General features: G+C 42.8%; 24 protein-coding genes, 1 other RNA gene and 1 other annotated feature. Of the genes, 21 read left to right on the plus strand and 4 right to left on the minus strand.

From position 1 onward, the window contains the following. Nucleotides 1-124: 124 nt before the first annotated feature. The 6 genes from ruvA to yajC all read left to right on the plus strand — a co-directional run bounded on the left by ruvA (nucleotide 125) and on the right by yajC (nucleotide 4,633). Complete coding sequence (ruvA, locus tag ACTWPX_RS12790) at nucleotides 125-742, plus strand: Holliday junction branch migration protein RuvA (protein ID WP_128526343.1); 618 nt, start codon at nucleotides 125-127, stop codon at nucleotides 740-742. Nucleotides 743-760: 18 nt separating this feature from the next. Continuing rightward, nucleotides 761-1,762, plus strand: a complete 1,002-nt coding sequence (ruvB, locus tag ACTWPX_RS12795; RefSeq protein ID WP_443120107.1) for a Holliday junction branch migration DNA helicase RuvB — start codon at nucleotides 761-763, stop codon at nucleotides 1,760-1,762. Next, the gene (locus ACTWPX_RS12800) at nucleotides 1,759-1,956 is read left to right on the plus strand and encodes a DUF2905 domain-containing protein (RefSeq protein WP_443120108.1); all 198 of its coding nucleotides are present in this window, start codon (nucleotides 1,759-1,761) and stop codon (nucleotides 1,954-1,956) included. The genes ruvB and ACTWPX_RS12800 overlap by 4 nt, the downstream gene beginning before the upstream one ends. A gap of 201 nt (nucleotides 1,957-2,157) precedes the next feature. Then, nucleotides 2,158-3,183, plus strand: coding sequence for a tRNA preQ1(34) S-adenosylmethionine ribosyltransferase-isomerase QueA (queA, locus tag ACTWPX_RS12805; protein WP_443120109.1), 1,026 nt, complete (start codon nucleotides 2,158-2,160; stop codon nucleotides 3,181-3,183). Between the two features lie 34 nt (nucleotides 3,184-3,217). Next, complete coding sequence (gene tgt, locus ACTWPX_RS12810) at nucleotides 3,218-4,354, plus strand: tRNA guanosine(34) transglycosylase Tgt (RefSeq protein WP_128526347.1); 1,137 nt, start codon at nucleotides 3,218-3,220, stop codon at nucleotides 4,352-4,354. A gap of 15 nt (nucleotides 4,355-4,369) precedes the next feature. Continuing rightward, on the plus strand, nucleotides 4,370-4,633 hold the full coding sequence (gene yajC / locus ACTWPX_RS12815; RefSeq protein ID WP_128526348.1) for a preprotein translocase subunit YajC: 264 nt from the start codon (nucleotides 4,370-4,372) through the stop codon (nucleotides 4,631-4,633). Nucleotides 4,634-4,679: 46 nt separating this feature from the next. Here the strand turns inward: yajC and ACTWPX_RS12820 are convergent, their stop codons facing one another. After that, nucleotides 4,680-5,063, minus strand: coding sequence for a TIGR04086 family membrane protein (locus ACTWPX_RS12820; RefSeq protein ID WP_443120110.1), 384 nt, complete (start codon nucleotides 5,061-5,063; stop codon nucleotides 4,680-4,682). A 122-nt stretch (nucleotides 5,064-5,185) separates the two neighbouring features. Here ACTWPX_RS12820 and ACTWPX_RS12825 point away from each other — a divergent pair, with 122 nt between their 5' ends. Next, on the plus strand, nucleotides 5,186-6,472 hold the full coding sequence (locus ACTWPX_RS12825; RefSeq protein WP_128526350.1) for an ArsB/NhaD family transporter: 1,287 nt from the start codon (nucleotides 5,186-5,188) through the stop codon (nucleotides 6,470-6,472). 57 nt (nucleotides 6,473-6,529) lie between these two features. Next, nucleotides 6,530-7,186 (plus strand): DUF421 domain-containing protein, encoded by a 657-nt coding sequence (locus tag ACTWPX_RS12830; RefSeq protein WP_443120111.1) that lies wholly within the window; start codon nucleotides 6,530-6,532, stop codon nucleotides 7,184-7,186. Between the two features lie 20 nt (nucleotides 7,187-7,206). On the opposite strand, the gene spoVB is transcribed toward ACTWPX_RS12830, so the two are convergent. Then, nucleotides 7,207-8,763 (minus strand): stage V sporulation protein B, encoded by a 1,557-nt coding sequence (spoVB, locus tag ACTWPX_RS12835; RefSeq protein ID WP_443120112.1) that lies wholly within the window; start codon nucleotides 8,761-8,763, stop codon nucleotides 7,207-7,209. 115 nt (nucleotides 8,764-8,878) lie between these two features. Here spoVB and ACTWPX_RS12840 point away from each other — a divergent pair, with 115 nt between their 5' ends. The 10 genes from ACTWPX_RS12840 to ssrS all read left to right on the plus strand — a co-directional run bounded on the left by ACTWPX_RS12840 (nucleotide 8,879) and on the right by ssrS (nucleotide 21,620). Continuing rightward, a complete protein-coding gene (locus tag ACTWPX_RS12840) occupies nucleotides 8,879-9,169 on the plus strand; it encodes a post-transcriptional regulator (protein WP_443120113.1) in 291 nt (96 codons plus the stop codon). Nucleotides 9,170-9,346: 177 nt separating this feature from the next. Then, nucleotides 9,347-11,629, plus strand: a complete 2,283-nt coding sequence (secDF, locus tag ACTWPX_RS12845; RefSeq protein ID WP_443120114.1) for a protein translocase subunit SecDF — start codon at nucleotides 9,347-9,349, stop codon at nucleotides 11,627-11,629. 202 nt (nucleotides 11,630-11,831) lie between these two features. Further along, the gene (locus tag ACTWPX_RS12850; protein WP_443120115.1) at nucleotides 11,832-12,170 is read left to right on the plus strand and encodes a LapA family protein; all 339 of its coding nucleotides are present in this window, start codon (nucleotides 11,832-11,834) and stop codon (nucleotides 12,168-12,170) included. Nucleotides 12,171-12,226: 56 nt separating this feature from the next. Next, nucleotides 12,227-14,554: a single-stranded-DNA-specific exonuclease RecJ gene (gene recJ, locus ACTWPX_RS12855; protein WP_443120116.1), complete on the plus strand. Its 2,328-nt coding sequence runs from the start codon at nucleotides 12,227-12,229 to the stop codon at nucleotides 14,552-14,554. Next, entirely contained in the window at nucleotides 14,544-15,056 is a 513-nt protein-coding gene (locus ACTWPX_RS12860) for an adenine phosphoribosyltransferase (protein WP_128526357.1), read from the plus strand. The genes recJ and ACTWPX_RS12860 overlap by 11 nt, the downstream gene beginning before the upstream one ends. Before the next feature lie 141 nt (nucleotides 15,057-15,197). Further along, nucleotides 15,198-17,399: a RelA/SpoT family protein gene (locus ACTWPX_RS12865; protein ID WP_443120117.1), complete on the plus strand. Its 2,202-nt coding sequence runs from the start codon at nucleotides 15,198-15,200 to the stop codon at nucleotides 17,397-17,399. A gap of 20 nt (nucleotides 17,400-17,419) precedes the next feature. Then, entirely contained in the window at nucleotides 17,420-17,866 is a 447-nt protein-coding gene (gene dtd, locus ACTWPX_RS12870; RefSeq protein ID WP_443120118.1) for a D-aminoacyl-tRNA deacylase, read from the plus strand. 143 nt (nucleotides 17,867-18,009) lie between these two features. Further along, nucleotides 18,010-18,228, plus strand: a binding site (T-box leader). A gap of 70 nt (nucleotides 18,229-18,298) precedes the next feature. Next, nucleotides 18,299-19,579 carry a histidine--tRNA ligase gene (gene hisS, locus ACTWPX_RS12875; protein ID WP_443120119.1) on the plus strand — a complete coding sequence of 427 codons (1,281 nt, stop codon included), beginning with the start codon at nucleotides 18,299-18,301 and terminating at the stop codon, nucleotides 19,577-19,579. A gap of 1 nt (nucleotide 19,580) precedes the next feature. Next, the gene (gene aspS / locus ACTWPX_RS12880; RefSeq protein ID WP_443120120.1) at nucleotides 19,581-21,362 is read left to right on the plus strand and encodes an aspartate--tRNA ligase; all 1,782 of its coding nucleotides are present in this window, start codon (nucleotides 19,581-19,583) and stop codon (nucleotides 21,360-21,362) included. 66 nt (nucleotides 21,363-21,428) lie between these two features. Next, nucleotides 21,429-21,620, plus strand: a non-coding RNA gene (gene ssrS / locus ACTWPX_RS12885) — 6S RNA. Between the two features lie 84 nt (nucleotides 21,621-21,704). Here ssrS and ACTWPX_RS12890 read toward each other — a convergent pair. After that, nucleotides 21,705-22,364 carry an RsfA family transcriptional regulator gene (locus tag ACTWPX_RS12890; protein WP_443120121.1) on the minus strand — a complete coding sequence of 220 codons (660 nt, stop codon included), beginning with the start codon at nucleotides 22,362-22,364 and terminating at the stop codon, nucleotides 21,705-21,707. Between the two features lie 82 nt (nucleotides 22,365-22,446). Next, nucleotides 22,447-23,724 carry a replication-associated recombination protein A gene (locus tag ACTWPX_RS12895; protein ID WP_443120122.1) on the minus strand — a complete coding sequence of 426 codons (1,278 nt, stop codon included), beginning with the start codon at nucleotides 23,722-23,724 and terminating at the stop codon, nucleotides 22,447-22,449. A 117-nt stretch (nucleotides 23,725-23,841) separates the two neighbouring features. Between ACTWPX_RS12895 and ACTWPX_RS12900 the strand changes: the two genes are divergently transcribed. Genes ACTWPX_RS12900 through ACTWPX_RS12910 form a run of 3 tightly spaced genes read left to right on the plus strand, consistent with a single transcriptional unit; the run spans nucleotide 23,842 to nucleotide 26,059 of the window. Continuing rightward, nucleotides 23,842-24,525: a YczE/YyaS/YitT family protein gene (locus ACTWPX_RS12900; protein ID WP_443120123.1), complete on the plus strand. Its 684-nt coding sequence runs from the start codon at nucleotides 23,842-23,844 to the stop codon at nucleotides 24,523-24,525. Next, entirely contained in the window at nucleotides 24,479-24,898 is a 420-nt protein-coding gene (gene cymR / locus ACTWPX_RS12905) for a cysteine metabolism transcriptional regulator CymR (RefSeq protein ID WP_128526365.1), read from the plus strand. The genes ACTWPX_RS12900 and cymR overlap by 47 nt, the downstream gene beginning before the upstream one ends. An 18-nt stretch (nucleotides 24,899-24,916) precedes the next feature. Beyond that, nucleotides 24,917-26,059, plus strand: a complete 1,143-nt coding sequence (locus ACTWPX_RS12910) for a cysteine desulfurase family protein (protein WP_443120124.1) — start codon at nucleotides 24,917-24,919, stop codon at nucleotides 26,057-26,059. Nucleotides 26,060-26,072: the final 13 nt, after the last annotated feature.

The following is a 26,072-nucleotide window of genomic DNA, read 5'->3' on the forward strand; positions in this document are numbered from 1 at the left end:
GTGGTCCACTAAGAAGCATTTCCCGGGTACTGAGGCTGAAAGTTCCTTGACATGATTATGGGCGAACATGTGCTTGTATGTTACAATATTAAGGATAGAATAAAGGTTAGAGAGGATTACTTTAATGATTAGTTATGTGAAAGGTCAGTTGACGACCATTGATGAGGGGTCGGTCATTATAGAAACGAATGGTATTGGCTATGAAATCTTATGTGCCAACCCTTTTCATTTTCAAGATGCTTTAAACAATGAAGTGAAAATACATACATACCATTATATTAGAGAAGATAACCAGTCTTTATATGGTTTCAAGAAAAAAGAAGATAAGCAGCTATTCGCTCAATTGCTAAATGTATCAGGAATTGGTCCGAAAGGTGCGCTCGCCATACTTGGAACGGTGAGCGTACCTGAATTCGTTTCAGCGATTGAGCAAGAAGATGATAAATATTTGACGAAGTTTCCTGGAGTCGGGAAGAAGACAGCACGGCAGATGATTCTCGATTTGAAAGGTAAACTGGTGGTTTGGTTACCAGATGAAGAAAATGAGGATACACTGTTCTATAAAGATGATTTACCTTCAAATGAAAAGCGTCAACGTGTAGATGATGCCATTGAAGCGCTGAAAGCCTTAGGTTATACCGATAAAGAAGTAAAATTTGTCAGGACTGAACTTGAGAAAGCAAACAATGGAAATGTGGATGATTATGTTCGCCAAGGCCTGCAACTGCTGATGAAAACCTAAGAATAAGGAGGGTTATAGGTGGAAGATCGTATGATATCTGGTGAACAACAAGAAGCTGATCAGGATATTGAACTAAGCTTACGGCCGGAAAGACTCAATCAGTATATTGGTCAGCATCAAGTGAAAAACAACCTTCGTATTTTTATAGAAGCAGCAAGGATGCGGAATGAGCCTCTCGATCATGCTTTGTTGTATGGACCACCTGGTTTGGGTAAGACAACCCTTGCATCAATTATCGCAAATGAAATGGGTGTGCAATTTCGTACCACTGCAGGACCGGCTATTGAAAGAGCGGGAGATTTGGCCGCAATCCTATCGTCATTAGAACCCGGCGATGTTCTCTTTATCGACGAGATACACCGTTTGCCACGCTCAGTTGAAGAGGTTCTGTATCCTGCAATGGAGGATTTTTGTTTGGATATCGTAGTAGGAAACGGTCCGAGTGCTCGTTCCGTCAGGCTGGATTTGCCTCCTTTCACTTTAGTCGGAGCTACGACTAGAGCGGGTTTACTTTCAGCCCCATTAAGGGATCGCTTCGGTGTCCATAGTAGGTTAGAATATTATGAAACCGATGCATTGTGTTCTATTGTGGAAAGGACAGCTGAAATTTTCCATGTCGATATTGATTATGATGCAGCAGTGGAAATAGCACGGCGTTCGAGAGGGACCCCGAGAATTGCCAATCGTTTATTGAAGCGTGTCAGGGACATTGCTCAAGTTAAGCGAGAAGATGGCATTTCTAAAGAAACCACTCAAGAAGCCCTTAAAATGCTTCAAGTCGACGATGAAGGACTTGATTTTATTGATCACAAATTGCTTAAAGGGATTATGGACGGCTTCCAAGGCGGTCCCGTCGGTCTGGATACGATCGCAGCAACGATTGGAGAGGAATCTCAAACAATCGAAGATGTATATGAACCATTTCTGCTGCAGATCGGGTATATCCAAAGGACGCCACGCGGCCGGGTAGTGACCCCGAAAGCTTATGCCCATTTCAATAGGGAGGTGCCTGGCTCTTGACGGGGTTTGGTAAAATCTTTATTGTTATAGGGATTGTGTTTATTGTGATCGGATTGTTATGGAGTATTTTTGGCAAACTACCTGGTGACTTAAGCATTAAAAAGGGCAATGTCACTTTTTACTTTCCTATTATGACTTCGATTATAGCAAGTATCGTTCTTTCATTGATTTTTCTCTTATTCAGGAAATTTTGAGAGGACGGATTTCTGTGCGCGCAACATAGGTGCATGTACTTATGGATTATCCAGCATCAGCGCTAGCCCTCCGCAATCGTAAGCAGACTCTTGATCGAGTAAGACTTGTCATCTCAATGTTGTTCTGCGTAAGTAACTGGGGGGAGAACGTGGCGCTTACTTTTTTATCTTAAAATAAGCTAGGAAGAATAGGGGATTTATATGGATATTAAGCAGTATGATTTTGAGCTGCCTGAAGAGTTGATTGCACAAGTGCCCTTAGAAAATCGCTCTTCTTCTCGTCTTATGGTTTGTAATAGGCGAACAAATGAGATTGAACACCGGCACTTTTCTCAGATCACGGAATATTTGAATTCCGGCGATTGTCTTGTGTTGAATGATACGAGAGTTTTGCCCGCCCGCTTATATGGTGCAAAAGAAGATACCGGCGGGAAAGTTGAAGTTCTATTGCTCCATCAAACAGAAAAAGATGAATGGGAAGTACTTGTCAAACCTGCCAAAAAGGTGAAGGTGGGGACTCGCATAGTGTTCGGAGAAGGTCAATTGACAGCTGAATGTACAGAACTTCAAGAGCATGGCGGCCGTAAAGTGAAATTCAGCTACGGTGGGATTTTTCTTGAGGTACTGGACTCCTTAGGTGAGATGCCACTCCCTCCTTACATTAAAGAACAGCTTCCAGATCGTGAACGTTACCAAACGGTTTACGCGAAGGAAGAGGGGTCGGCAGCTGCCCCCACTGCAGGTCTGCATTTTACAGAGGATCTCCTGGAAGAGCTGCAAGCAAAGGGAATTGAAATAGCTTATCTGACCTTACATGTAGGGTTAGGTACTTTTAGGCCAGTGAGTGTAGACAATGTCGAAGAGCATGATATGCATGCAGAATTCTATCAATTGAACCAGCAAACGGCAGATCAACTGAATGAAGTGAGACAGCGTGGGGGCAGAATTATTTCTGTCGGTACAACGTCTACGAGAACTCTCGAAACCATTATACGCGATCACGGTACATTCACGGCAGCGAGTGGATGGACGGACATTTTCATTTATCCTCCACAAACACTGAAAGCGATCGATGGGCTTATTACGAATTTCCACTTACCAAAGTCAACGTTGATCATGCTCGTCAGTGCATTCGCTGGGCGGGATTTCATTTTAGAGGCATACCGAAAAGCTGTAGAAGAAAGGTATCGTTTCTTCAGTTTTGGAGATGCGATGTTCATTACATGATGTTGAAGATCAAAAGTCAGAAAGGGTAGAAAAAATGGCAGTAACCTATGAGTTGATAAAAACATGTAAGCAGACAGGTGCCCGTTTAGGTAAAGTGCACACACCCCACGGGTCATTCGAAACCCCGATGTTCATGCCGGTGGGGACTTTGGCAACTGTTAAAACAATGAGCCCTGAAGAATTAGAGCGGATGGGAGCTCAAATCATCCTATCGAATACCTATCATCTCTGGCTTCGTCCTGGGGAGGACATTGTACAGGAAGCTGGTGGATTACACGATTTCATGAATTGGAATGGATCGATTTTGACTGATTCCGGTGGCTTCCAGGTGTTCAGTTTGAGTGACTTGAGAGAGATTGAAGAGAAAGGTGTCCACTTCCGTAATCACATTAGTGGGGAAAAGCTTTTCTTATCGCCTGAAAAAGCGATGCACATTCAAAATGCTTTAGGTGCAGACATCATGATGGCTTTTGATGAATGTCCTCCTTACCCGGCAGAACACAAATATATGAAACAATCTGTAGAACGGACGAGCCGTTGGGCTGAGAGGTGCCTTGAAGGGCATCAGCGCCCTGATGCTCAAGGGTTGTTCGGTATCATTCAAGGCGGGGAGTATGAGGACCTTCGTCGTCAGAGCGCCCAGGATCTAACTTCAATGGACTTCCCTGGCTATGCTATCGGTGGTCTGTCTGTTGGAGAACCCAAAGATGTGATGAACCGCGTGCTTGATTTCACGACTCCATTGCTTCCAACACAGAAGCCTCGTTATCTCATGGGTGTAGGGTCACCTGATTCATTGATAGATGGGAGTATTCGCGGGATTGATATGTTTGATTGTGTTCTGCCAACAAGGATTGCCCGCAATGGAACACTTATGACATCTGAAGGCAGATTGGTCGTACGTAACGCGAAGTTTGCCCGTGATTTCCGGCCGATTGATGAAAATTGTGATTGCCATACATGTCGGAATTATAGTCGCGCCTATATCCGCCATTTAGTAAAAGCGAACGAAACTTTCGGTTTCAGACTTACGACTTATCATAATCTTTATTTTCTGTTAAAATTAATGAGGCAAGTGCGTGAGGCCATTAGAGAAGATCGACTCGGTGACTTTAGAGAAGAATTCTTTGAGCAGTATGGTTTCAACAAACCAAATGCTAAGAACTTTTAGAAAGGGGGAAAATAAATGGATACATTAGTAGGATTATTACCTATTATTCTAATGTTCGTCATTTTCTATTTCCTGTTGATTCGACCTCAGCAAAAGAAACAGAAGAAGGTCCAACAGATGCAGTCTGATCTGCAAAAGGGTGATAGAATTATCACAATCGGAGGAATGCACGGTACGATTCATGCTATAGATGAAGGTACGCTTGTTGTTTCTGTACAAGACGGTACACAAATGAAATTCGACCGCTCTTCCATCCGAGAAAAGCTGAACCAGGATTAAAGAGCAATCCCGTTACATTTATTTGTAACGGGATTTTCTGTATTTCTCATCTTTTCACCGTTCGTCTTGGTAAATTTACACCGATCATTCCACCTAACCACGCTGCAAGCACTAATCCACCAAAATAACTGAGTTGTGGTAAAGAGACCAGCTGGTTCTCAAAGATGATTTGGAATAAGATCATTGCACTTACAAAAATGAGTCCAGTCATACCTCCAGATAACCATCCCTTTTGTTCTCCTTTGTACGCCGCGAGCATGCCCCCGAATGCAAGGATACTGATGCCTGCAATCAATGCCATTTGATTGAGCGTTTGATATTCCACCCCGGTAAACCTTAGTAATAAAGCCAATACCCCTGCGAAAACAATCATGAGAATGAAGATAGAACCTATTCCATACCCTAAAACTCCCTGTAATAAATTTTTCATATCATACCCCCTAAAAAGCTTGTCTTTAAAACTATATGCATCAATTCTATTGTTATAGAAGCAGATATTTTCCTTTTTACTTGAATAGATATAAGTAAAGTCCGTGTAAAAGGGGAAGATCTATGTCAACTGTACTTGCATTGCTTATATTCGTGGCTAGTTATGTACTGATTATGACTGAAAAGTTGAATCGGGCTCTTGTGGCCATAGCAGGTGGCGTACTTCTATTGGTAACTAAAGTTTATGCATGGGAGGAAGCTTTTGGGTTCATTGATTGGGAAACAGTCGCATTGTTATTTTCGATGATGGTCCTTGTATCCATCACAAAAAAGACGGGGATATTCACCTTCATGGCGATCCGGTTGGCTCAAATGGTACAAGGCCGTCCTGTGCCATTACTGATGGTAACTGCTTTATTCACAGCAGTCGGTTCGGCTTTTTTGGACAATGTTACGACAGTCCTTTTATTTGTTCCTGTACTTTTGTCTCTGGTCGAACGTTTGAAACTTCCCGCTTTTCCGTATTTAATTACAACGATTTTCAGTTCGAACATCGGAGGTACAGCTACATTGATCGGTGACCCACCTAACATCATGATCGGACAAGCCGTTGAGCATTTCAGTTTTGTTTCTTTTTTATACCACCTCGGTCCAGTAGTGTTGATTATTTTTGTAGTAGTTATTGGCAGTACGATTCTGTTGTTCAGAAAAAGCTTGAGCTATGATGAAAAGCTGGCTGCTGCATTAATGGAGATGGATGCCAAAGAACATTTGAAAGTTTCCCGACTGCTTGTTCAGTCAATATCCGTCTTACTCCTTACAATCACCGGTTTTATGATGCACCCGTTCATTCATATGGACATTACTACGATTGCAGTAAGTGGAGCGTTGCTGTTGTTATTCTTGTCTGAGAAAGAGTTGGATGTCGAGCATGTGTTTCAGGAAGTAGAGTGGGTCACTTTGTTCTTCTTCATGGGACTTTTTATGTTAGTAGGAGGCCTGGAAACCGTTGGAGTCATTGATGAATTGGCCAGGGGCATGGTCTGGATTTCAGGAGGTGACATGCCTGTTACATCACTGGTCATGTTATGGAGTGCAGGAATATTGTCAGGCGTTGTAGATAATATTCCGTTTGTGGCAGCCATGATTCCGGTGGTGCAGGAACTGCAAGGGTATGGCATGATGAACGTCGATCCAGTGTGGTGGTCATTAGCCCTTGGTGCATGCCTTGGAGGGAACGGAACATTAGTGGGTGCTTCGGCTAACGTCGTTGTTGCAGGTTTAGCGGCAAGTCATAATCAACCCATTCCTTTTTTGAAGTTTTCCTTTTACGGTATCCCAGTATTATTATTATCTCTGCTAATTTCCACGGTTTATGTGTGGTTCCGCTATTTACTCCCCTTCCTCTAATAAATTTAACAAAATAGGTGATGTTAACAAGAGGCAAACCTTTAAGGAAGGTTGTGGATGGATGTGCTTGTACTTTCCGTCATGTTTCGTACTCTTATCACCTATTTAATCATCTTGCTCGTATTCCGGTTTATGGGTAAACGTGAAATCGGCGAATTGAGCGTCATGGACCTGGTTGTTTTCATTATGCTCGCAGAAATTGCTGTCTTTCTAATCGAAAAACCAGATGCCCCTATATGGCAGGCGATTGTACCTATGGCTATATTACTGACCATTCAATTAGTCAGTGCGTGGGTCTCTTTGAAAAATCAACGATTCCGTAATTGGTTTGATGGAAAGCCCTCAGTGATCATTAAACATGGGAAAGTGGATGAGCATGAAATGAGGCGGCAGCGTTACAATTTTAATGATCTGCTTCTTCAGTTACGTGAACACGGAATTCAACAAGTCGATGATGTAGCCTACGCGATTTTAGAACCCTCTGGTAAACTCTCCGTTTTTGAGAAAAAAGAAAATGGGTATTCTGATTATGCTGTCGTACTTATCGCTGATGGAAAAGTTCAATATAGCGGTTTGAAGACGATTCGCAAACATAAACAATGGCTGTTAAACGAAGTTCGTAAACACGGGTTTCAGTCGTTTGAGCAAATATCCTTATGCACCATTAATGATCAAGGAGAAATAAAAATCGATGAAAATAATGAATACACATAAAAAATAACCGCAGGAGGCGGTTATTTTTTATGGAATAAGCGATTCCAGGGAATTAATTTCCATTCTTCCTTACTTAGCAATTTGAATAGGAACAACAGGAAGATATAAAGCAGGGAAAGAGCGATCCCCATTGTTAACAGTTGTGATAAAGGTTTGCTGGCAAGTAACCAGTGATGTTTCCATTGAAAACCGATATAGCCAGTGATGCCTATAACCATTATGAATTTCATGAACATCTGAACCGGAAAGGAGACCACTTTATATTTCATCAAAACTCCTAAATGTAATAATGTTACGATGACTACACCCACAACCATGGCTATGGCCACGCCATGAATACCGAATTCCGGACGCGAGCTTAAACTTACTAATACTGCAAATTTAATGATTGCTCCTATCAGCGTATTCCACATTGCCGGTCGGGCAAGGTCCAAGGCTTGCAGGGTTGCTTGCAACGGTGTTTGGATATAATGAAGCAGAAAGAATGGTGCCATGAATTGCAGCATGAATGACGCGTGACTTGTCCCATATACGGTCGTTAAGATAACGGCAGGGAAAATCATGAATACGATGGTGATCAAACCGCCGGAAGCAATAGATAAACGGATCGACTGCATAATTCTGTACTGTATGGTCTCATATTGCCCTTTGGCTGCCGCTTCACTAATCGATGGGACTAAAGCAATGGATAAAGCGTGTGTCAAAAAGGTAGGCAAAAACAATAGAGGCAGGACATACCCAGTCAGTTCTCCATATTGTTTAGTGGATTCGATTGCTGCTATACCAGCGAACGCTAAACTTTGTGCCACAAGTATCGGCTCAAAGAAATACGTTACTGAACCAATGAATCTGCTGCCTGTGGTCGGAAGTGCAATCGTCATCAGCTCATTCAATGTCCGGCGTCCTTCACTTAAATGTTTTTTCCAGGATTTTCTGAATCGGAAACTCTTATGAATATTGAACTGACGCAGCATATAGAGCAGAGATATGAATTCTCCTAAAACAGCGGAGGCCATTGCCCCGGCTGCGGCAAACTCGACGCCATAAGGGTAGAGCATTTTCGTAAGGAAAATGACTGATCCTATACGTACAACTTGTTCAATCACTTGTGATAATGCTTGTGGTTTCATATTCTGTCTGCCCTGGAAATACCCTCTTATGACAGATGAAACCGCGATGATAGGGATGATCGGTGTGACGGCCAAAAGTGGGTATAGGGCCCTCGGATCTGTAAGGAAGAAGTTAGCGACTATGGGTGCAAGTAAAAAAAGTCCGATCGTAAAGAGAATACTCAGTGTACCAGTCACGGCTAAGGAAACGACAAGGATGCGCTTGATTTTACTCTCATTCCCTGTAGCCTCGGCTTCGGAGACCCGTTTCGAGATTGCGACGGGTAAACCGAACTGAGTAATAGTGATAGCCAGAATCAATGTAGGCAGGGCCATCATGTAAAGGCCGACTCCTTCTGGCCCCATGACTCGAGCTACGACGATCCGATTGATGAACCCTAATAATCGAGTGATCAGTCCAGCCGCTACGAGGATGAGAGCCCCCTGCAGAAAAGTTTGTTTTGACATATGTTTAATCCGCCTTCTCAAAGAATTAAAATTCAGCTACAATGAATTATATGCGTGAAGATGGACAAGGCATGACAAACGATTATGGGAAATGACTAGAGTGAGGAGCAGCTAAATGGAACAATATAAAAATGTCAGCGGATGGCGGAAAGAAGTGGCACTTGTATTGAGGAGTAAGGTAGAAGAATTTCACCTCTTAGGTTATAAGAGGGCTACTGAGCGAGAGTTGTGGGATTGCTTAGTAAAAAAAGTGTGGAAAGACGATACGGAAAAAAGGCTTTACCAAGTGGTCCAGGACATTTTTCACCTTTCCACGCACACCTATACCAGTTACTTGACGACGGAAGCCTATCAGAATGACGATTTGCTTGCTTCCCTTGAAGCCCTCAATAATTCAACGGATTAGTTGTATCTGGTCTGTAAGGTTCTTTATTGACAGGCTTATTGTTGCGAAAAGAAAAAATAGTAGTAGAATAGGTACGGGGATTGGTTCCTTGATCCTGTAATTGAATTTATACATAAATACGTTACAAGCGGTTAGATATGTCGCATGTGTCAACACATAAAGGAGGAAGAAACAGGTATGGTGAAACGAGGGCGGATCGTCGCCTTTTTCATTGTAGTCTTATTACTAGCGGCTACGATTGGGACGACCATTACAGGTGTAACAAAAGATATTAAATTAGGACTGGACTTGCAGGGTGGCTTCGAAATCCTCTATGATGTCGAACCACTGAATGAGGAGCAAGAGGTTAATGAACAGGTGCTGGAAGCGACAGCTGAATCATTAAGTGAGCGTGTCAATACATTAGGAATCAGTGAAACAAACATCTCCATTGAAGATCAGGGGAGAATACGTGTCCAGCTTGCTGGTGTGGAAGATCAACAAACAGCAAGGGAACTCCTGTCTACGACTGCTGAGCTCTCTCTGCGCGGCACGGATGGAAAAGAATACATGGATGGGTCTGATTTAGTTGAAGGAAGTGCACAGCAATCTTTCAATCCTGATACGAATGAACCTATCGTGACATTGAAGGTGAAAAGCGCTTCAGAGTTTTACGATGTCTCTGAAGAGATCTATAATACACCGGATGATCCGAGTACGCCATATCCTGACGATTTATTAGTGATCTGGCTTGATTACAATGAAAATACATCATTTGCTGAAGAGTATGGCAAGGAAGATCCTGCCTACATTTCAGCACCATCTTTCCGGCAGAACGGGCCAATCCGGAGTAATTCGATTCAAATCAGTGGGGACTTTACCGTTGAATCAGCTAAACAGCTGGCAGATATTCTGAATGCAGGCTCCTTGCCGGTCAACTTGGAAGAGACCTATTCGACCTCTGTAGGGGCACAATTCGGTGAGCAGGCGATGAACAAGACGATTCTTGCTGGATTTATCGGTATTGCAGCGATTTTCATATTCATGATTGCTTACTATCGTTTCCCCGGCATCATCGCAACTATTACATTGTCTGTCTATGTCTATTTGATACTGGTCGTGTTTGAGCTTATGAACGGTGTCCTTACGCTGCCTGGTATCGCTGCATTGATTCTCGGTGTTGGTATGGCGGTGGATGCGAATATCATCACATATGAAAGAATTAAAGAAGAGCTTAAGTCAGGGAAGACTTTACTCTCTGCTTATAAAGCCGGGAATAAACGCTCACTATCTACGATTTTAGATGCGAATATCACAACCTTGATCGCAGCGACAGTACTCTTTATCTTTGGTACAAGCTCGGTCAAAGGTTTCGCCACGATGTTGATTGTCAGTATTTTAGTCAGCTTTATCACTGCGGTATATGGGACCCGGTTATTCATGAGTCTATGGGTGAAGAGCCGTTACCTGAACAAACGTCCTAAGTGGTTTGGTGTGAAACCAGAGGATATTCATAACATCGAAGACGGAGCCGAGGTGGAAGCGACATTTGCCAAGCGTAAATTTGACTTTGTCAGTTTACGTAAGCGTTTCTTTGCTATATCGATTATCTTAGTGTTGGCAGGAGTATTGGCTCTCGCTGTATTCCGCTTGAATCTAGGCATCGACTTTTCTAACGGTTCACGCGTTTCGATTTTGTCTGATGGGAATATCAGTGCTTCCCAAGTTGAGGAAACATTGGAACAGGAGTTTAATGTGAACCCTGAAAAAGTGATCATCTCAGGGGACAATAACGAAATTGCAGTTGCCCGTTTTGATGGGGAGTTGGAAAAAGACACAGTTGGTGAAATTCAAAGCTACTATGAAGAAAAATATGGAAACACTCCGAACATAAGCACGGTTTCACCAATTATTGCTAAGGAACTAGCAAAAAATGCAGCACTAGCTGTCTTGTATGCATCGATCGGAATCATCATTTATGTGACGATCCGATTCGAGATTTTCTTTGCTTTGACAGCGATCATTGCATTATTACATGACGCCTTTTTCATTATTGCGTTCTTCAGTATTACAAGGCTGGAGTTTGATATAACGATCATCGCTGCTATCTTGACCATTGTCGGTTATTCCGTCAACGACACCATAGTAACCTTCGACAGGATCAGGGAAAACTTGAGAATGAAGAAGAAAGTCAAATCATTCAAAGAGCTCGCGCAAATTGTCAATGACAGTTTGATGCAAACCTTAGCACGTAGTTTCAATACTGTTATTACGGTAATATTCGCAGCAGCTATGCTATTATTCTTTGGAGCATCATCAATCACGAACTTCTCTTTCGCTCTTGTAATCGGATTGATTGCAGGTACGTATTCATCCTTGTTTATTGCCTCACAACTGTGGTTGGTCTGGCGTGGACGTAACATCAAGGATAAACCGATCAACTATGTGAAAAAGAAAAAAACAGACGGCCCGCAAGTGTAAATCCATGGGATGAAATCAGGCTGCTTGAATCCTGAGAAATAAGAATGGAAATTTATCGTTAGAGCGTTATCTCGTTGAATAAACGATTCAGTGAAAGGACCTTACCTTAAAGATGGTAAGGTCCTTCTTGGTTAGACAGCCCTCATCAAGGGTATATAAATAAAGATCATCTATTTTTTCATTCAGAAAGGAGAGGCTCAAAGTGAAAGGCCAAACATACCTTATCCTGGCATTCATTTTTGCTTTATTGATTGCTATTTTTGCTGTCATCAATGTCGACCCTGTACAGGTTAATTACTTATTCGGATCGGGGGAGGCACCTTTGATCCTTGTTATTTTGATTTCAGTCTTGTTAGGTGGCCTGGCGACGGCTTCTGTAGGAGCTGTACGATATTTTAAATTGAAGCGTGAAAATCGTACTTTAAAAGAAAAATCTTCTGCCGATACCCCTACCCCCTCTTCTCCCGCGTATGCAGAGGAAAATCGTGATCAAACAGAAGAGACGGCAGATGAAGATGATTCACCTCCAAAGGTGACATGATTGAGTTTGCTACCCCTGGGTCGCTCTTGTATAATAGACGGGTCAGGGGTGAACTTATGATACAAAGTAAGATGAAATGGAATTTTACATATAGGGAACTTTCTCAAACATCGGAAGGATTAGCTGGTGTGACACCACTTACCCGCCAATTGCTTGAGAAAAGAGAAATCTATGATGCGCAGACAGCGGAGAGTTTTTTGCATCCGTCTTTAGATGATTTACACGATCCATTTCTTATGGAGGGGATGGAGAAGTCTATTTCCCGTGTCAAGGAGGCAATCGCGCAGGAGGAACCGATATTAGTTTTTGGTGACTATGATGCTGATGGTGTCAGTTCAACAACTTTGATGGTAGAAGCTTTAAGAAAAGCAGGAGCAGATTGCGATTTCTATATTCCTAATCGCTTTACAGAAGGATATGGACCGAACGAAGCAGCGTTCCAATTTGCCAGTGATTCAGGTTACGCTGTAATCATAACTGTCGATACAGGCATCGCTGCGATACCAGAAGCAGCATTTGCCAAAGAACTTGGTATTGATTTGATCATAACGGACCACCATGAAGTTCAGGAGGTTCTTCCGGAAGCATTTAGTATCATTCATCCGAAAACGTCTGCGGATTACCCATTTCAGGAACTGGCTGGTGTAGGCGTCGCTTTTAAGTTTGCTCAAGCTTTGCTTGGCCGCTTTCCGAAAGAGTTTCTCGATCTCGCAGTGATAGGTACGATTGCTGATCTTGTTCCATTGAAGGGGGAGAACCGGATTTTAGCAGCTGTTGGTCTCCAAGCAATCTCTCGCTCCAACCGACCAGGTATACAAGCTTTAAGAGAGGTTTGTTCCATTGAAGGGGACGTGAACGAAGAAACGATTGGATTCACAATTGGTCCGCGTCTCAATGCTGTCGGCCGTCTTCAAGATGCTTCTCCAGCCGTGGATTTATTATTATCCGAGAGTCTTGAAGAAGCTAAGGAAATCGCTGCTTTCATCAACCAATTGAATCAAGAACGGCAGAAAATCGTAGCGGCTATTGCCAAAGAGGCAGAAGAGATGGTTATGAATCAGGAAGGCGATACAGATAATGTGATAGTCGTAGCTAAAGAAGGCTGGAATCCAGGTGTGTTAGGAATTGTTGCTTCTAAACTGGTAAGGCAATTTGATCGTCCTTCCATTGTACTTGCGATAGACCCTGAAAAAGGTGAAGCGAAAGGTTCGGCACGAAGCATTGCTGCCTATGACCTCTTTGCAAATTGTATGGAAGTCCGTGGACGATTTTTGCATTTTGGAGGACACGCACAAGCTGCGGGAATGACACTCAAAGTTGAAGAAATCGAAGGCTTGAGGAGAGATTTGATTCAGCTTGCTGAGGAAAAACTTTCAGAGGATGATTATCAGCAAGTCCTGGAAGTAGAAACTACAGTAGCATTAGAAGATATTTCTTTAAAACAAATTGAAGAAGTGGACCAGTTACGTCCGTTCGGTATGGGGAACCCTAAACCACTGTTTCATCTTAAACATACACCTAAAGAAGTCCGGCTGATTGGAAGTAAAAAAAATCATTTGAAATTCCAATTCCAAAGTGAACAAGCACGTGTCGATGGAATTGCCTTTGGAATGGGAGGTCTCTATTCTCAACTTTCTCCGCAGGCCACCTTGGATCTTGTAGGAGAGTTGGGTATCAATGAGTGGAATGGGCGGAAAAACTTGCAAGTTATGATTAAAGACATAAGAGTAGACGAGTGGCAGTTGTTTGATTATCGTGGATCGAAACACATAGAAAAGCATCTTGTCATACCTCCTGCAGAGTCGTATACGGCGGTCAGTTTCCGTAATCAAACAAAAGCTCCTTTAGACTTACCGGTTTTCCGAGCGGAAGATTTGCCTAATGAAGGTGATATGGATGGTCTCCTGCTCATAGACTTACCGCAAACCATGAGTCAATTGAGTGAACTGTTAGAACGTGTACAGGTGAGAAAGGTATTCGCCTGCTATCATTTGGAAGAAAGCACCTTCTTAAAAACCTGGCCTTCGAGAGACCACTTCAAATGGTTTTATGGTATGCTATTGAAGCGTGGGAGTTTCAACATAGAGAAGGAGAGTGATCTTCTTGCCGATCGCAAAGGATGGGATCGTTCTATGGTGGAATTTATTTCAGAGGTGTTTTTTGAACTGGACTTTGTTAAAATAAAGAATGGGATTATTACGGTTGCATCACAACCTTCACAAAAGGATTTGAATGAATCATCGCTTTATCGTGAAAGAGAAGAACAACTTCAAATGGAGCGAACGTTATACTATTCCACATATAAAGAATTAAAAGATTGGTTTGATCAACATCTGAACCAACCTTCTAAGCATGTCAAGGAGGAAGTAGTTTATGGATTATAAAGAACATATCGCGATCGTTGAGGATTGGCCAAAAGAAGGGGTACAATTTAAAGATATCACCCCATTGATGGATAATGGCCCAGCCTTTAAAGCAGCGGTCGATGAAATTGTAGAATATGCAAAAGATAAAGAAATTGATATTGTTGTAGGCCCTGAGGCGCGTGGCTTTATCGTCGGGTGTCCAGTCTCTTATGCTTTGGAAATCGGATTTGCTCCGGTCCGTAAAGAAGGGAAACTGCCGCGTGATACCATCAAAGTCGATTATGGCTTAGAGTATGGAAAAGACGTGTTGACCATTCATAAAGATGCAATCAAGCCAGGTCAACGTGTGTTGATCATTGACGACTTGCTGGCTACGGGTGGTACGATTGAAGCGACCATCGATCTTGTCGAGCAGCTGGGTGGAGAAGTTGCGGGTTGTGCTTTCTTGATTGAACTCACTTATTTAGATGGGCGCAGCAAGCTGAATAACCATGATGTGCTAACTTTAATGCAATACTAATAATGAAAGAGTGCCCTTATCAAGGGCGCTCTTTGTTTTACAGGTAGACGAAAAGTTTTTCGCTTTACAAGAGAAACGCTTTTTTTGATAATAATAACCAAATAAACTTTGGGAAAGTTTTAAAGAAACTAGGGTGATTGAATGGCGAAAGATACAGTTCTAACTGCAGAAGAAGTCATAGAACAAGCAAGCCAGTATTTGAATGAGTCGGATCTGGCCTTTATTCGTCGTGCTTATGAATTCGCTGAACATGCGCACAGCAATCAATTTCGTAAATCTGGTGAGCCTTATATTATCCACCCCATACAAGTTGCAGGGATACTTGTGAATTTAGAGATGGATCCAGAAACGATTGCTGGAGGATTTCTTCATGATGTTGTAGAGGATACGGAGGTCACACTGGAGGAAATAGAGAAAGCGTTCAGTGAAGAGGTGTCCATGCTTGTAGATGGAGTAACGAAGCTGGGCAAAATCAAATATAAATCTAAAGAAGCACAACAGGCAGAGAACCACAGAAAGATGTTCGTAGCAATGGCTAAAGATATGCGTGTCATTTTGATCAAGCTTGCCGATCGCTTACACAATATGCGGACGCTGAAGCACCTGCCTGCTGAGAAACAACGTCGCATTTCCAATGAAACACTGGAAATATTCGCACCGTTAGCCCATCGTCTGGGTATTTCGACCATCAAGTGGGAACTGGAGGATACAGCCCTTCGTTATTTGAATCCTCAACAGTATTATAGAATCGTACACTTGATGAAGCAGAAAAGAAACGAGCGGGAGCATTACATCGAAGAAGTGATTGATGAGATTCATCAGCAGTTGAAAGAGGTCAATATTGAGGCAGACATGAATGGTAGACCGAAGCATTTGTACAGTATCTACCGTAAGATGGTGCTGCAAAATAAACAATTCAATGAAATCTATGACTTGTTAGCCGTTAGAATTACAGTGAACAGCATTAAGGATTGTTATGCGGTCCTTGGAATCATCCATACTTGCTGGAAACCGATGCCGGGCAGGTTCAAAGACTATATTGCAATGCCTAAGCCTAATCTTTATCAATCCTTGCACACTACAGTCATCGGGCCAAAGGGTGACCCTTTGGAAGTTCAGATTCGTACTCATGAAATGCATGAAATCGCTGAGTATGGGATTGCTGCCCACTGGGCTTACAAAGAAGGAAAACAGACTTCTGAGCAAACGTTTGAAGAGAAATTGACCTGGTTCCGTGAAATCTTAGAATGGCAAAGTGAAACGCATGACGCTGAAGAGTTCATGGAGTCACTTAAAGTAGACTTGTTTTCTGATATGGTGTATGTATTCACTCCAAAAGGGGATGTCATAGAGCTTCCGTCTGGTTCTGTACCCGTAGATTTTGCTTACCGCATCCACACAGAGGTGGGGAATCAAACCATCGGCGCCAAAGTGAATGGGAAAATGGAACCTCTGGACTATGTGCTGGATACTGGTGACATTGTAGATATCATGACATCAAAACATGCGTATGGTCCATCAAAAGATTGGATCAAGCTAGCGCAAACCTCTCAAGCAAAAAACAAAATTAAACAGTTTTTCAAAAAACAGCAAAAAGATGAAAATATTTCAAAAGGTAAAGAACTTGTAGAACGTGAAATCCGCAATTTCGGTTTACAGCCAAAGGATGTCTACTCGACCGATAACTTGAATCGTGTTTCTGAGAAATTCAACTTTGCCAACGAAGAAGACATGTTTGCAGCTGTAGGTTATCAAGGGATTACAGCAGCTCAGATTGCTACACGTTTGACAGAGAAAATCAGAAAGCAAAAGAAACAAGCGCAGGACTTAGAGCAAACCCTTGCTGATGTGAATACAACAGAAATAAAAACACCACCAAAGACCAGCAAGAAAGATTCCGGCGTCAGAGTTGAAGGGGTAGACAATCTCCTTGTCCGTTTGTCGAAATGCTGTAATCCAGTTCCGGGTGACGACATTATCGGCTATATTACGAAGGGGAGAGGCGTATCCGTACACCGTACTGATTGTCCCAATGTACAAACAGAAGAAGCCCAAACCCGACTGCTGCCAGTCAAATGGGAAACATCCGTTACGGATTCTAAACAGTATCACGTAGACTTGGAGATCTGGGGTTACGATCGAAGAGGTTTGCTAAATGAAGTATTGCAAGCAGTGAACGAAACGAAGACGAATATCACCGCTGTATCCGGCAAGTCCGACCGTAATAAGATGGCGACGATCCATATTACGATTTTGATTCAAAACACGAATCATTTACGGAGAATTGTCGAACGTATCAAACAAATTCAAGAAGTGTACACGGTTCGTCGTGTCATGCAATAGTTGAAAAAGGGGATATTATCATGAAAGCAGTCGTCCAACGTGCGGTGGATGCTTCCGTAGTTGTGGAAAATGAATCTATCGGAAGCATTGATTGTGGCCTCGTGGTATTGCTAGGTGTTACCCATGAAGATACCGAAGAGGATGCCCGTTATTTAGCCAAGAAAATTCCTTACCTTCGTATTTTTGAAGATGAAGATGGAAAAATGAATCGCTCGCTTGTCGATATTGGCGGGCGCATGTTGTCGATTTCTCAATTTACTTTGTATGGTGATTGCCGAAAAGGTCGTCGGCCGAATTTCATGCAAGCGGCTAAGCCTGCTGAAGCTGAAGAACTTTATATCAGCTTTAATGATATGGTAGTGTACGAAGGTGTAGAAGTAGAAACAGGGGAATTCGGAGCAATGATGAATGTTCAATTAACGAATTCCGGTCCTGTGACTTTGATTATTGACAGCAAAGAACGATAACGTAAAAGCGGCTCAGGGAACCTTATCGTAAAAGGTTTAGTAATCTGCTGGGGATACAAATAATTTCAGAAGTAATTTAAAGTACAGCTTGACATTTAGTTGAGTGAAGCTATATGATAGTAATCAATTCTAAAATGAATCGAATAAAACCATTGAGGGAAAAAGTAATCAGTATCCATACGACCAGAGACAGAATGCCTTAGGCTGGAAGCATTCATTCGTGCTGCACTGATGAAAGACGTTTCTTAGGTTCTGCATCGAACTTCACAGTAGGTGCAGACGTTCACAGGCGTTAACTGTTTTGAGCGGGAGCAGCAATGCTCCAATCAGGGTGGCAACGCGGGTTTAGTCCCGTCCCTTTTCCGATCGTCGGAAAAGGGACGGGACTTTTTTTATGAGAAATGATGGTTTAAATCTTAAGGAGGAGATTGAATGAATATCAACGCCCCGAGAGGTACACAGGACATTCTTCCAGGTTCTTCAGAAAAATGGCAATTTGTTGAACGACAATTAGCGGATTTATGCCGCCGTTATCACTATAAAGAAATCAGGACACCGATTTTTGAGCATACAGAACTTTTTCAACGTGGTGTTGGAGATAGTACAGATATTGTTCAAAAAGAAATGTATACATTTGAAGATCGCGGGGGAAGAAGCGTTACGTTAAGACCTGAAGGTACAGCTTCAGTTGTTAGATCTTATGTGCAAAATAAAGTGTACGGGCTGCCGAATCAGCCTACAAAGTACTTTTACATGGGGCCGATGTTTCGGTATGAACGACCTCAACAGGGCAGACAGCGCCAATTCATCCAGTTCGGGATAGAAGCTTTAGGCAGTGATGATCCAGCCATTGATGCAGAAGTGCTGTCTCTAGCATTGAATTCATATCGTGAGCTTGGTCTGCAGTCATTGAAATTGGTATTGAATAGTTTAGGGGATAAGGAGAGCAGAGAAGCCCACAGGCAGGCTCTTATCCGTCATTTCGATCCATATAGAGATGAACTTTGTTCTGATTGTCAAGTGCGGTTGGATCAAAACCCGCTGCGCGTACTCGATTGCAAGAAGGATAGAGATCACCCGGCAATGGAGACGGCGCCTTCGATCCTGGAATATTTGAACGACTACTCCAGAGATTATTTCGATAAAGTGAAAGAGTACTTAGATGTGATGGGTATTCAATATGTGATTGATCCCAACTTAGTAAGAGGATTGGATTATTACAATCACACTGCTTTTGAGATTATGAGCGAAGCAGAAGGATTTGGTGCTATCACTACGTTAAGTGGCGGGGGACGTTATACAGGTCTGGTGCAAGAGGTAGGCGGCCCTGAGACTTCAGGAATCGGATTTGCTATGAGTATTGAACGTTTATTGATGGCTCTGGAAGCAGAAGGTATCGAATTACCGCTGGATGACGGTTTAGATTGCTATATGATCGCTATGGGTGAAGAAGCCGATAAAGTAGCTGTCAGGCTTACCGATCAATTGCGAGGTGCCGGCGTACAAGTAGATAAAGATTACCTTGGCAAAAAGATGAAAGGACAGTTTAAAACAGCAGATCGGCTAAATAGTAGATATGTCCTCGTATTAGGAGCGGAAGAGTTAGGAAACCAAGTGATCAATGTCAAAGAGATGGCATCCGGAGAGCAGAAAGAAATATCCCTTGATGCGATCATTGATTATATGAAAGAACAATTAGCAGGAGGCGAATGATATGGAACGAATCAACTGTGGAACATTACGAAGAGAACATTTGGATCAGGAAGTCACCCTCAAAGGATGGGTGCAAAAACGACGCGACTTAGGTGGATTGATTTTCATTGATCTGAGAGATCGTTCCGGATTAGTCCAGGTTGTATTCAATCCAGAAACATCTGGTGAAGCTTTGCAGACAGCAGAGAATGTTCGGAGTGAATATGTATTGGAAGTAAAAGGGGTAGTAGTAGCCCGTGACCCTCAAACAGTGAATTCAAACTTGGGTACAGGGGATGTGGAAGTCGCTGCACAGGGCTTGACAATTCTTAATAAAGCGAAAACGCCCCCGTTCATGATTGAAGAACAATCAGAGGTTTCCGAGGATCTTCGTTTGAAATATCGCTACCTGGACTTGAGACGCAAAGAGATGCAGGAAACTTTCAAACTTCGTCATCAGACGACGCAGTCGATCCGTAACTTCTTGAATGAGGAAGAATTCCTTGATATGGAAACACCGATGTTAACGAAGAGTACACCGGAGGGCGCAAGGGATTACTTGGTGCCTAGCCGTGTACATGAAGGAGAGTTTTATGCTCTTCCTCAATCTCCGCAGCTTTTCAAACAGCTTTTGATGATGTCCGGGTTTGAAAAATATTATCAAATCGCCCGCTGTTTCAGAGATGAAGATTTACGTGCAGACCGCCAACCAGAATTCACTCAGGTTGATATCGAAACTTCTTTTCTGTCTAAAGATGAGATCATGACGTTGACAGAGCGGATGATGAAACGAGTGATGAAAGAAGTGAAAGGTCTGGAAATTGAAACACCTTTCCTACGCATGCCATATGAAGAAGCTATGGAAAGGTTCGGTTCTGACAAACCGGACACCCGCTTTAGTCTTGAGTTGGTGAATATATCTGAGGATGTAAAGGATTCTGGGTTCAAAGTATTCAGTGGGGCCGTATCTTCCGGCGGGCAAGTGAGTGCCATCAATGTTCAAGGAAAAGCGGATGATTTTTCGCGTAAAGACATTGATAAAATGACGGAAGATGTGAAGGTATATGGAGCTAAAGGTCTAGCTTGGTTAAAAGTAAAAGATGGTGAATTCAATGGTCCGATCGCCAAATTCTTCTCAGAAGAAGAAACAGCAGCTTTGAAAGGAAAGTTGTCTGCTGAAGAAGGGGATTTACTCCTTTTTGTTGCTGATAAAACATCGGTTGTCCAGGATAGTTTAGGAGCGCTGCGCCTGAAGTTAGGAAGGAGATTGAATTTGATTGATGAATCACAGTTCAACTTCCTTTGGGTTACAGATTGGCCATTATTCGAGTACGATGAGGAAGAGGGACGCTATCACGCGGCTCACCATCCTTTCACAATGCCTGAAGGTGGAGACATAAAGCAGTTGAAGCGGAACCCTGAAGATGTGCACGCTGAAGCCTATGATATTGTGCTTAACGGATATGAACTAGGTGGAGGGTCTCTTCGTATCCACCAAAAGGAAATTCAACAAGAAATGTTTGAAGTGCTCGGCTTTAGTCAGGAAGAGGCGAATGAACAGTTTGGGTTCTTACTGGAAGCACTTGATTATGGTACTCCGCCCCATGGGGGAATAGCTTTCGGATTAGATCGTTTAGTTATGCTGCTGGCTGGACGTACGAATTTACGTGATACAATTCTTTTCCCTAAAACAGCTTCAGCAGCTGACCCGATGACGAATGCCCCAGGGCCGGTAGATAAAGCTCAATTGGATGAACTTCATCTGCAGTTGAAGTTAGCTGAGCAGTCTGGATCAGATATTTAAAACTGGTGTTTACTTCTTGATAAGCTTATTTTTATATGCTATGATTACCTTACAAAATTAAAGAAGCCAATCCTGATGTGTACGTTGTTCGAATGTACGTTTTGACCGAACATTTTTGAAACGGGAGCCTGGGTTTCCACACGGAATGCACGCCTCTTAACCATCACTGATGGGAGGACGCAAGAAGTGTGGAACAGGGCACCCACCTGCCTGGAGCGGGTTCAAAACTCATGATACGACGGCACAATTGGGATTGGTTTTTTAATTTATGCTTTTTACATAAATAAACGAAAGGAGTTTTCCGTTAAATGGAAAACTCCTTTCGTTTTGTATGAATGTTGTTTATCGAGCGACGTTTTCCAGGTTTCCATTCTTTTCCATTAGGAACTGTGGTTTATAATTTTGGTCCTGCTCGTCTAACATCACCATTTTTCTGGCCCGATCCATAATCTGGATGAGAGCTTGGTAGTCTTCTGTCATGGACTCTAATTGGCTGTTCAAATATTTGTTTTGTTCCAGTAATTCCTGGTTCTGCATCTCTAATTGGGAAAACTGATGTTGGATGTTCCCGGAAGCTGTCGTTTCCTTTTGTAAGGAAGTTAAAAATTCAATGACATCTTCTAACTGAAGCCCCGAATGACCTGTTTCTTCCTGCTGTATGACAGGTGCCTTACTCGGTTCAGGTAATAAAATGTCTTCTTCTTGTTTTTCAGCCTGATAAACAACTGGCTTGTGCTGTCGTTGCAAAAGGGGCTGCTGTTTCGCTTCATTCCGTTTTTTCTCTTTACGCTGTTTCTTCGCGAGTTCTACAGCTTGTTCATACTTTTGACGAACTTCTGCATTCCAGCGAAAACCACACGCTGCTGAAGTCCTGTTAAGAATATCACCGACTTCCTCAAACGCCAACAATTGTGTACTGCCTTCACGGATGTGCCTAAGCACTGTTTCAGCCAGCAATAAATCATCTTCATGAGACCATGCATCTTGCCTTACTTTAGGCATATTCACCACTCCTATTTAATTTTGAAAGATAATAGTTTGTCAGATTTAGTAGTAGTGTAGCCAAGTAGGCATGGAAATATACTCAAGTAGATTTTTGTTTTTTGATTTTACTATGAACCTGTTCTAACGCTTGTTCAAATTTACCTGTTCGTTTTGGCTCGTAATACTGTCGGTTCTTTATACTGGATGGGAGATATTGCTGATCCACCCAACTATTATCATAATTATGAGGGTATTTATATTCTAGCCCACGGCCAAGCGTTTCTGCTCCTTTATAATGAGAGTCTTTTAGGTGGGCAGGAACTTCACCGCTCTTTCCATTTCTTATATCAGATAATGCAGCATCCAGTGCTTTATAGGCACTGTTTGACTTTGGAGACAGTGCAAGTTCGCTCACAGCCACGGACAAGGGAATACGGGCTTCAGGGAAGCCGATTCTCTCGGCCGCTTCTACTGCTGCCAAAGCTCTTGGTCCTGCTTGGGGGTTAGCTAGGCCGATGTCTTCATATGCAATTACTACTAATCTCCTTGCAATACTGTCGAGGTCCCCTGCTTCAATCAGTCTCCCCAAATAGTGTAGAGAAGCATCTACATCGCTTCCGCGGATGGATTTTTGAAATGCTGACAAGACATCGTAATGAGCATCTCCATCTTTATCATGGGAGAAGCTCTTCTTTTGCATACATTCTTCAGCAACTTCTAATGTGATGTAAACAAGTCCATTCTTATTTTCGGGTGTAGAATAAGCGGCAAGTTCTACCCCGTTTAAGGCAGCGCGTAAATCCCCATTTGCGGATTGAGCGAAATGTTCAAAAGCATCTTCAGTCATTTCAATCTCTATATTACCGAGGCCATTTGTTTTATTTCGTAAAGCCCGTTGTAAAGCTTCGCGAATCTCCTCTTGGGTCAGGCGGTAAAGTTCGAACAAGTGGCAACGGCTGCGAATCGCAGGGTTAATGGAATGGTAAGGATTGCTTGTGGTGCAGCCAATCAATGTCAAGCGGTTGCTTTCCAGATGTGGGAGGAGGAAATCTTGTTTCGCTTTATCCAGACGATGGACCTCATCAAGAATCAAAACAAGCTGTCCATGCATTTTCGCTTCCTCTACAGCTATTTCCATATCTTTCTTTTTATCAGTCACAGCGTTCAGTGTTTTGTGAGGAATCTGCAGACTTTTTGCCAGGGCAGTTGCCATCGATGTTTTGCCTGTTCCAGGAGGGCCGAAAAGAATCATCGACGCTAATCTTTCCGCTTTGATCATACGATGAATCGTCTTTCCTTCAGCTACTAAATGGGATTGACCGATTATTTCATCTATATTGGATGGACGCATACGAAATGCGAGTGGTTGTTGGTTCATTGTTCAGTCTCCTTTAGAACGTTATGAATGTAGCGTAGAATGATTTATGTGAAAATGCAAGAGACTTGCCATTCATGCTATAATAGCGTTTGGTATAATAGAGAGAGGAGGATGTCTATGCGCTTGAATAGTAGGAAAAAGCGTGAAGTTATGCTTCGCTGGAGCTTTTTCTGTATTGGCTTAGTCATCCTTGGACTTGGGATTTCCATGACGATGCAAGTGAAAGAATTCGGAATTGGGCCATGGGATGTTTTCCACTATGGATTGTTTTTGAAGTTTGGTTTGACTGTTGGCTCATGGGCTATCATCGCTGGGCTTGTGATTGTTCTAGTGAGTGCATTTATACAAAAAAGGATTCCGCAGAGCGGGACAATATTGAATATGGTTTTTATTGGTGTGTTCATTGATTTTTTTAATTGGATTCTACCAGAACCAGAGACCTTTGTTATGCAATCGTTTATTTTTATATCAGGTACATTTGTAATTGCACTTGGAATCGGCATTTATGTAGCACCTGATATCGGTGCAGGACCTCGGGATAGTTTAATGTTATTAATAACGGATGCTACCGGGTGGAAAGTGTCCACAGTAAGGAATGGAATCGAGATTCTTGTAGCTGTCCTGGGGTTCTCCCTTGGGGGGCCTGTAGGGATAGGGACCGTCTTCATCGCCTTGTTTCTAGGCACACTGGTCGGGTACACGCTTCCCCTGGCTAAAAATAGTCTACAGTTTCTAATAATGAAAGGTGAAATGTATGAAAATATCTACCAAAGGCCGTTACGGGCTGACCATCATGATTGAGTTAGCAAGGAAATTTGGCGATGGCCCGATTTCTTTAAAACAGATTGCACGTGATAACGAATTGTCCGAACATTATTTGGAGCAGTTAATCGCTCCCTTAAGAAATGCCAGTTTAGTCAAAAGTGTCCGTGGTGCATACGGCGGCTATATGCTTACCAAAGCACCACATGAAATTACTGCAGGGGATGTCATCCGTGTATTAGAAGGACCGATCACTCCTGTGGAAGGAATAGAAAACGAAGAACCAGCCAAACAGGCATTATGGAAAAGGGTTCGGGACGCAGTGAAAGATGTATTGGATACAACTACACTTGAAGACTTGAAAGACCATGTTGACGATCAAACGCAAGATGAGTATATGTTCTATATCTGAAAAATCGGAGGTGAAAAAATGAAATCCATCTATTTGGATCATGCCGCTACTTCACCTGTCCACCCTAAAGTGGTGGAAGCAATGGTCCCTGTTTTGGAGGAGGTATACGGAAACCCTTCAAGTGTCCATCAATTCGGGAGAAAAGCAAGACGTATTTTAGATGAGGCACGTCGTCGAATCGGTCAGAGTCTGCGGGCGAATGAAAAAGAGATTGTGTTCACAAGTGGGGGAACAGAAGCGGATAATTTAGCTGTTATCGGCACAGCCCGTGCGAACGAACACAATGGAAAGCATATCATTACCACCTCCATAGAGCATCATGCTACATTACATGCAGTCGAATATTTAGAGTCACAAGGATTTGAAGTGACCTACCTCTCTGTGGATGAAAAAGGACTGGTGAAAGCAGAAGATGTGGAAGCTGAGTTGAGGGAAGATACGATCCTTGTTTCCATTATGATGGTAAATAACGAGACAGGTGCGATACAGCCTGTGGAGTCTATTGCTGCATTGCTTAAAGGCCATCAAGCCTATTTTCATTCGGATATCGTCCAAGCCTATGGATTGATGGAGATTGACGTCACGCAAACAGGTATCGACCTTATGGCTGTTTCAGGCCATAAAGTCAATGGACCTAAGGGAATCGGTTTTCTATATGTCCGAGATGGCACAGTGATGGAGTCACTTCAGTATGGTGGGGAACAGGAAAGAAAACGGCGGGCAGGTACGGAGAACATTCCAGCTGTGAAAGGATTGCAGGTGGCAGTTGAAGTTATGGAAGAACAGCGTTCCGATTATAAAGAAAAATATCTTCAATATAAACGGCTGTTTTTACAAACACTCCAGGATGAAGCTGTGGAATTCGGTGTGAATGGTTCAGAAAAGAACACAATCGAATCCATCGTTAATATCAGTTTTCCAGGTATGAATGTTGAAACATTACTGACAAACTTTGATTTGTCCGGCATCGCCGCCTCCAGTGGGAGTGCCTGTACGGCAGGATCTGTGGAGCCTTCCCATGTATTGACGGAAATGTTCGGCTCCGACAACCCCAGGACCACAAATTCAATTCGTTTCAGTTTCGGACTGGCGAATAATGAGGAAGATGTGATCGAGGGAGCAAAAAGGGTCAGTCAGATCATCAAACGATTGACTGCATAAAGGAAGGTGAAAT

This window comes from Halobacillus sp. H74, from assembly GCF_052246715.1.
Lineage (GTDB): Bacteria > Bacillota > Bacilli > Bacillales > Halobacillaceae > Halobacillus > Halobacillus litoralis_A.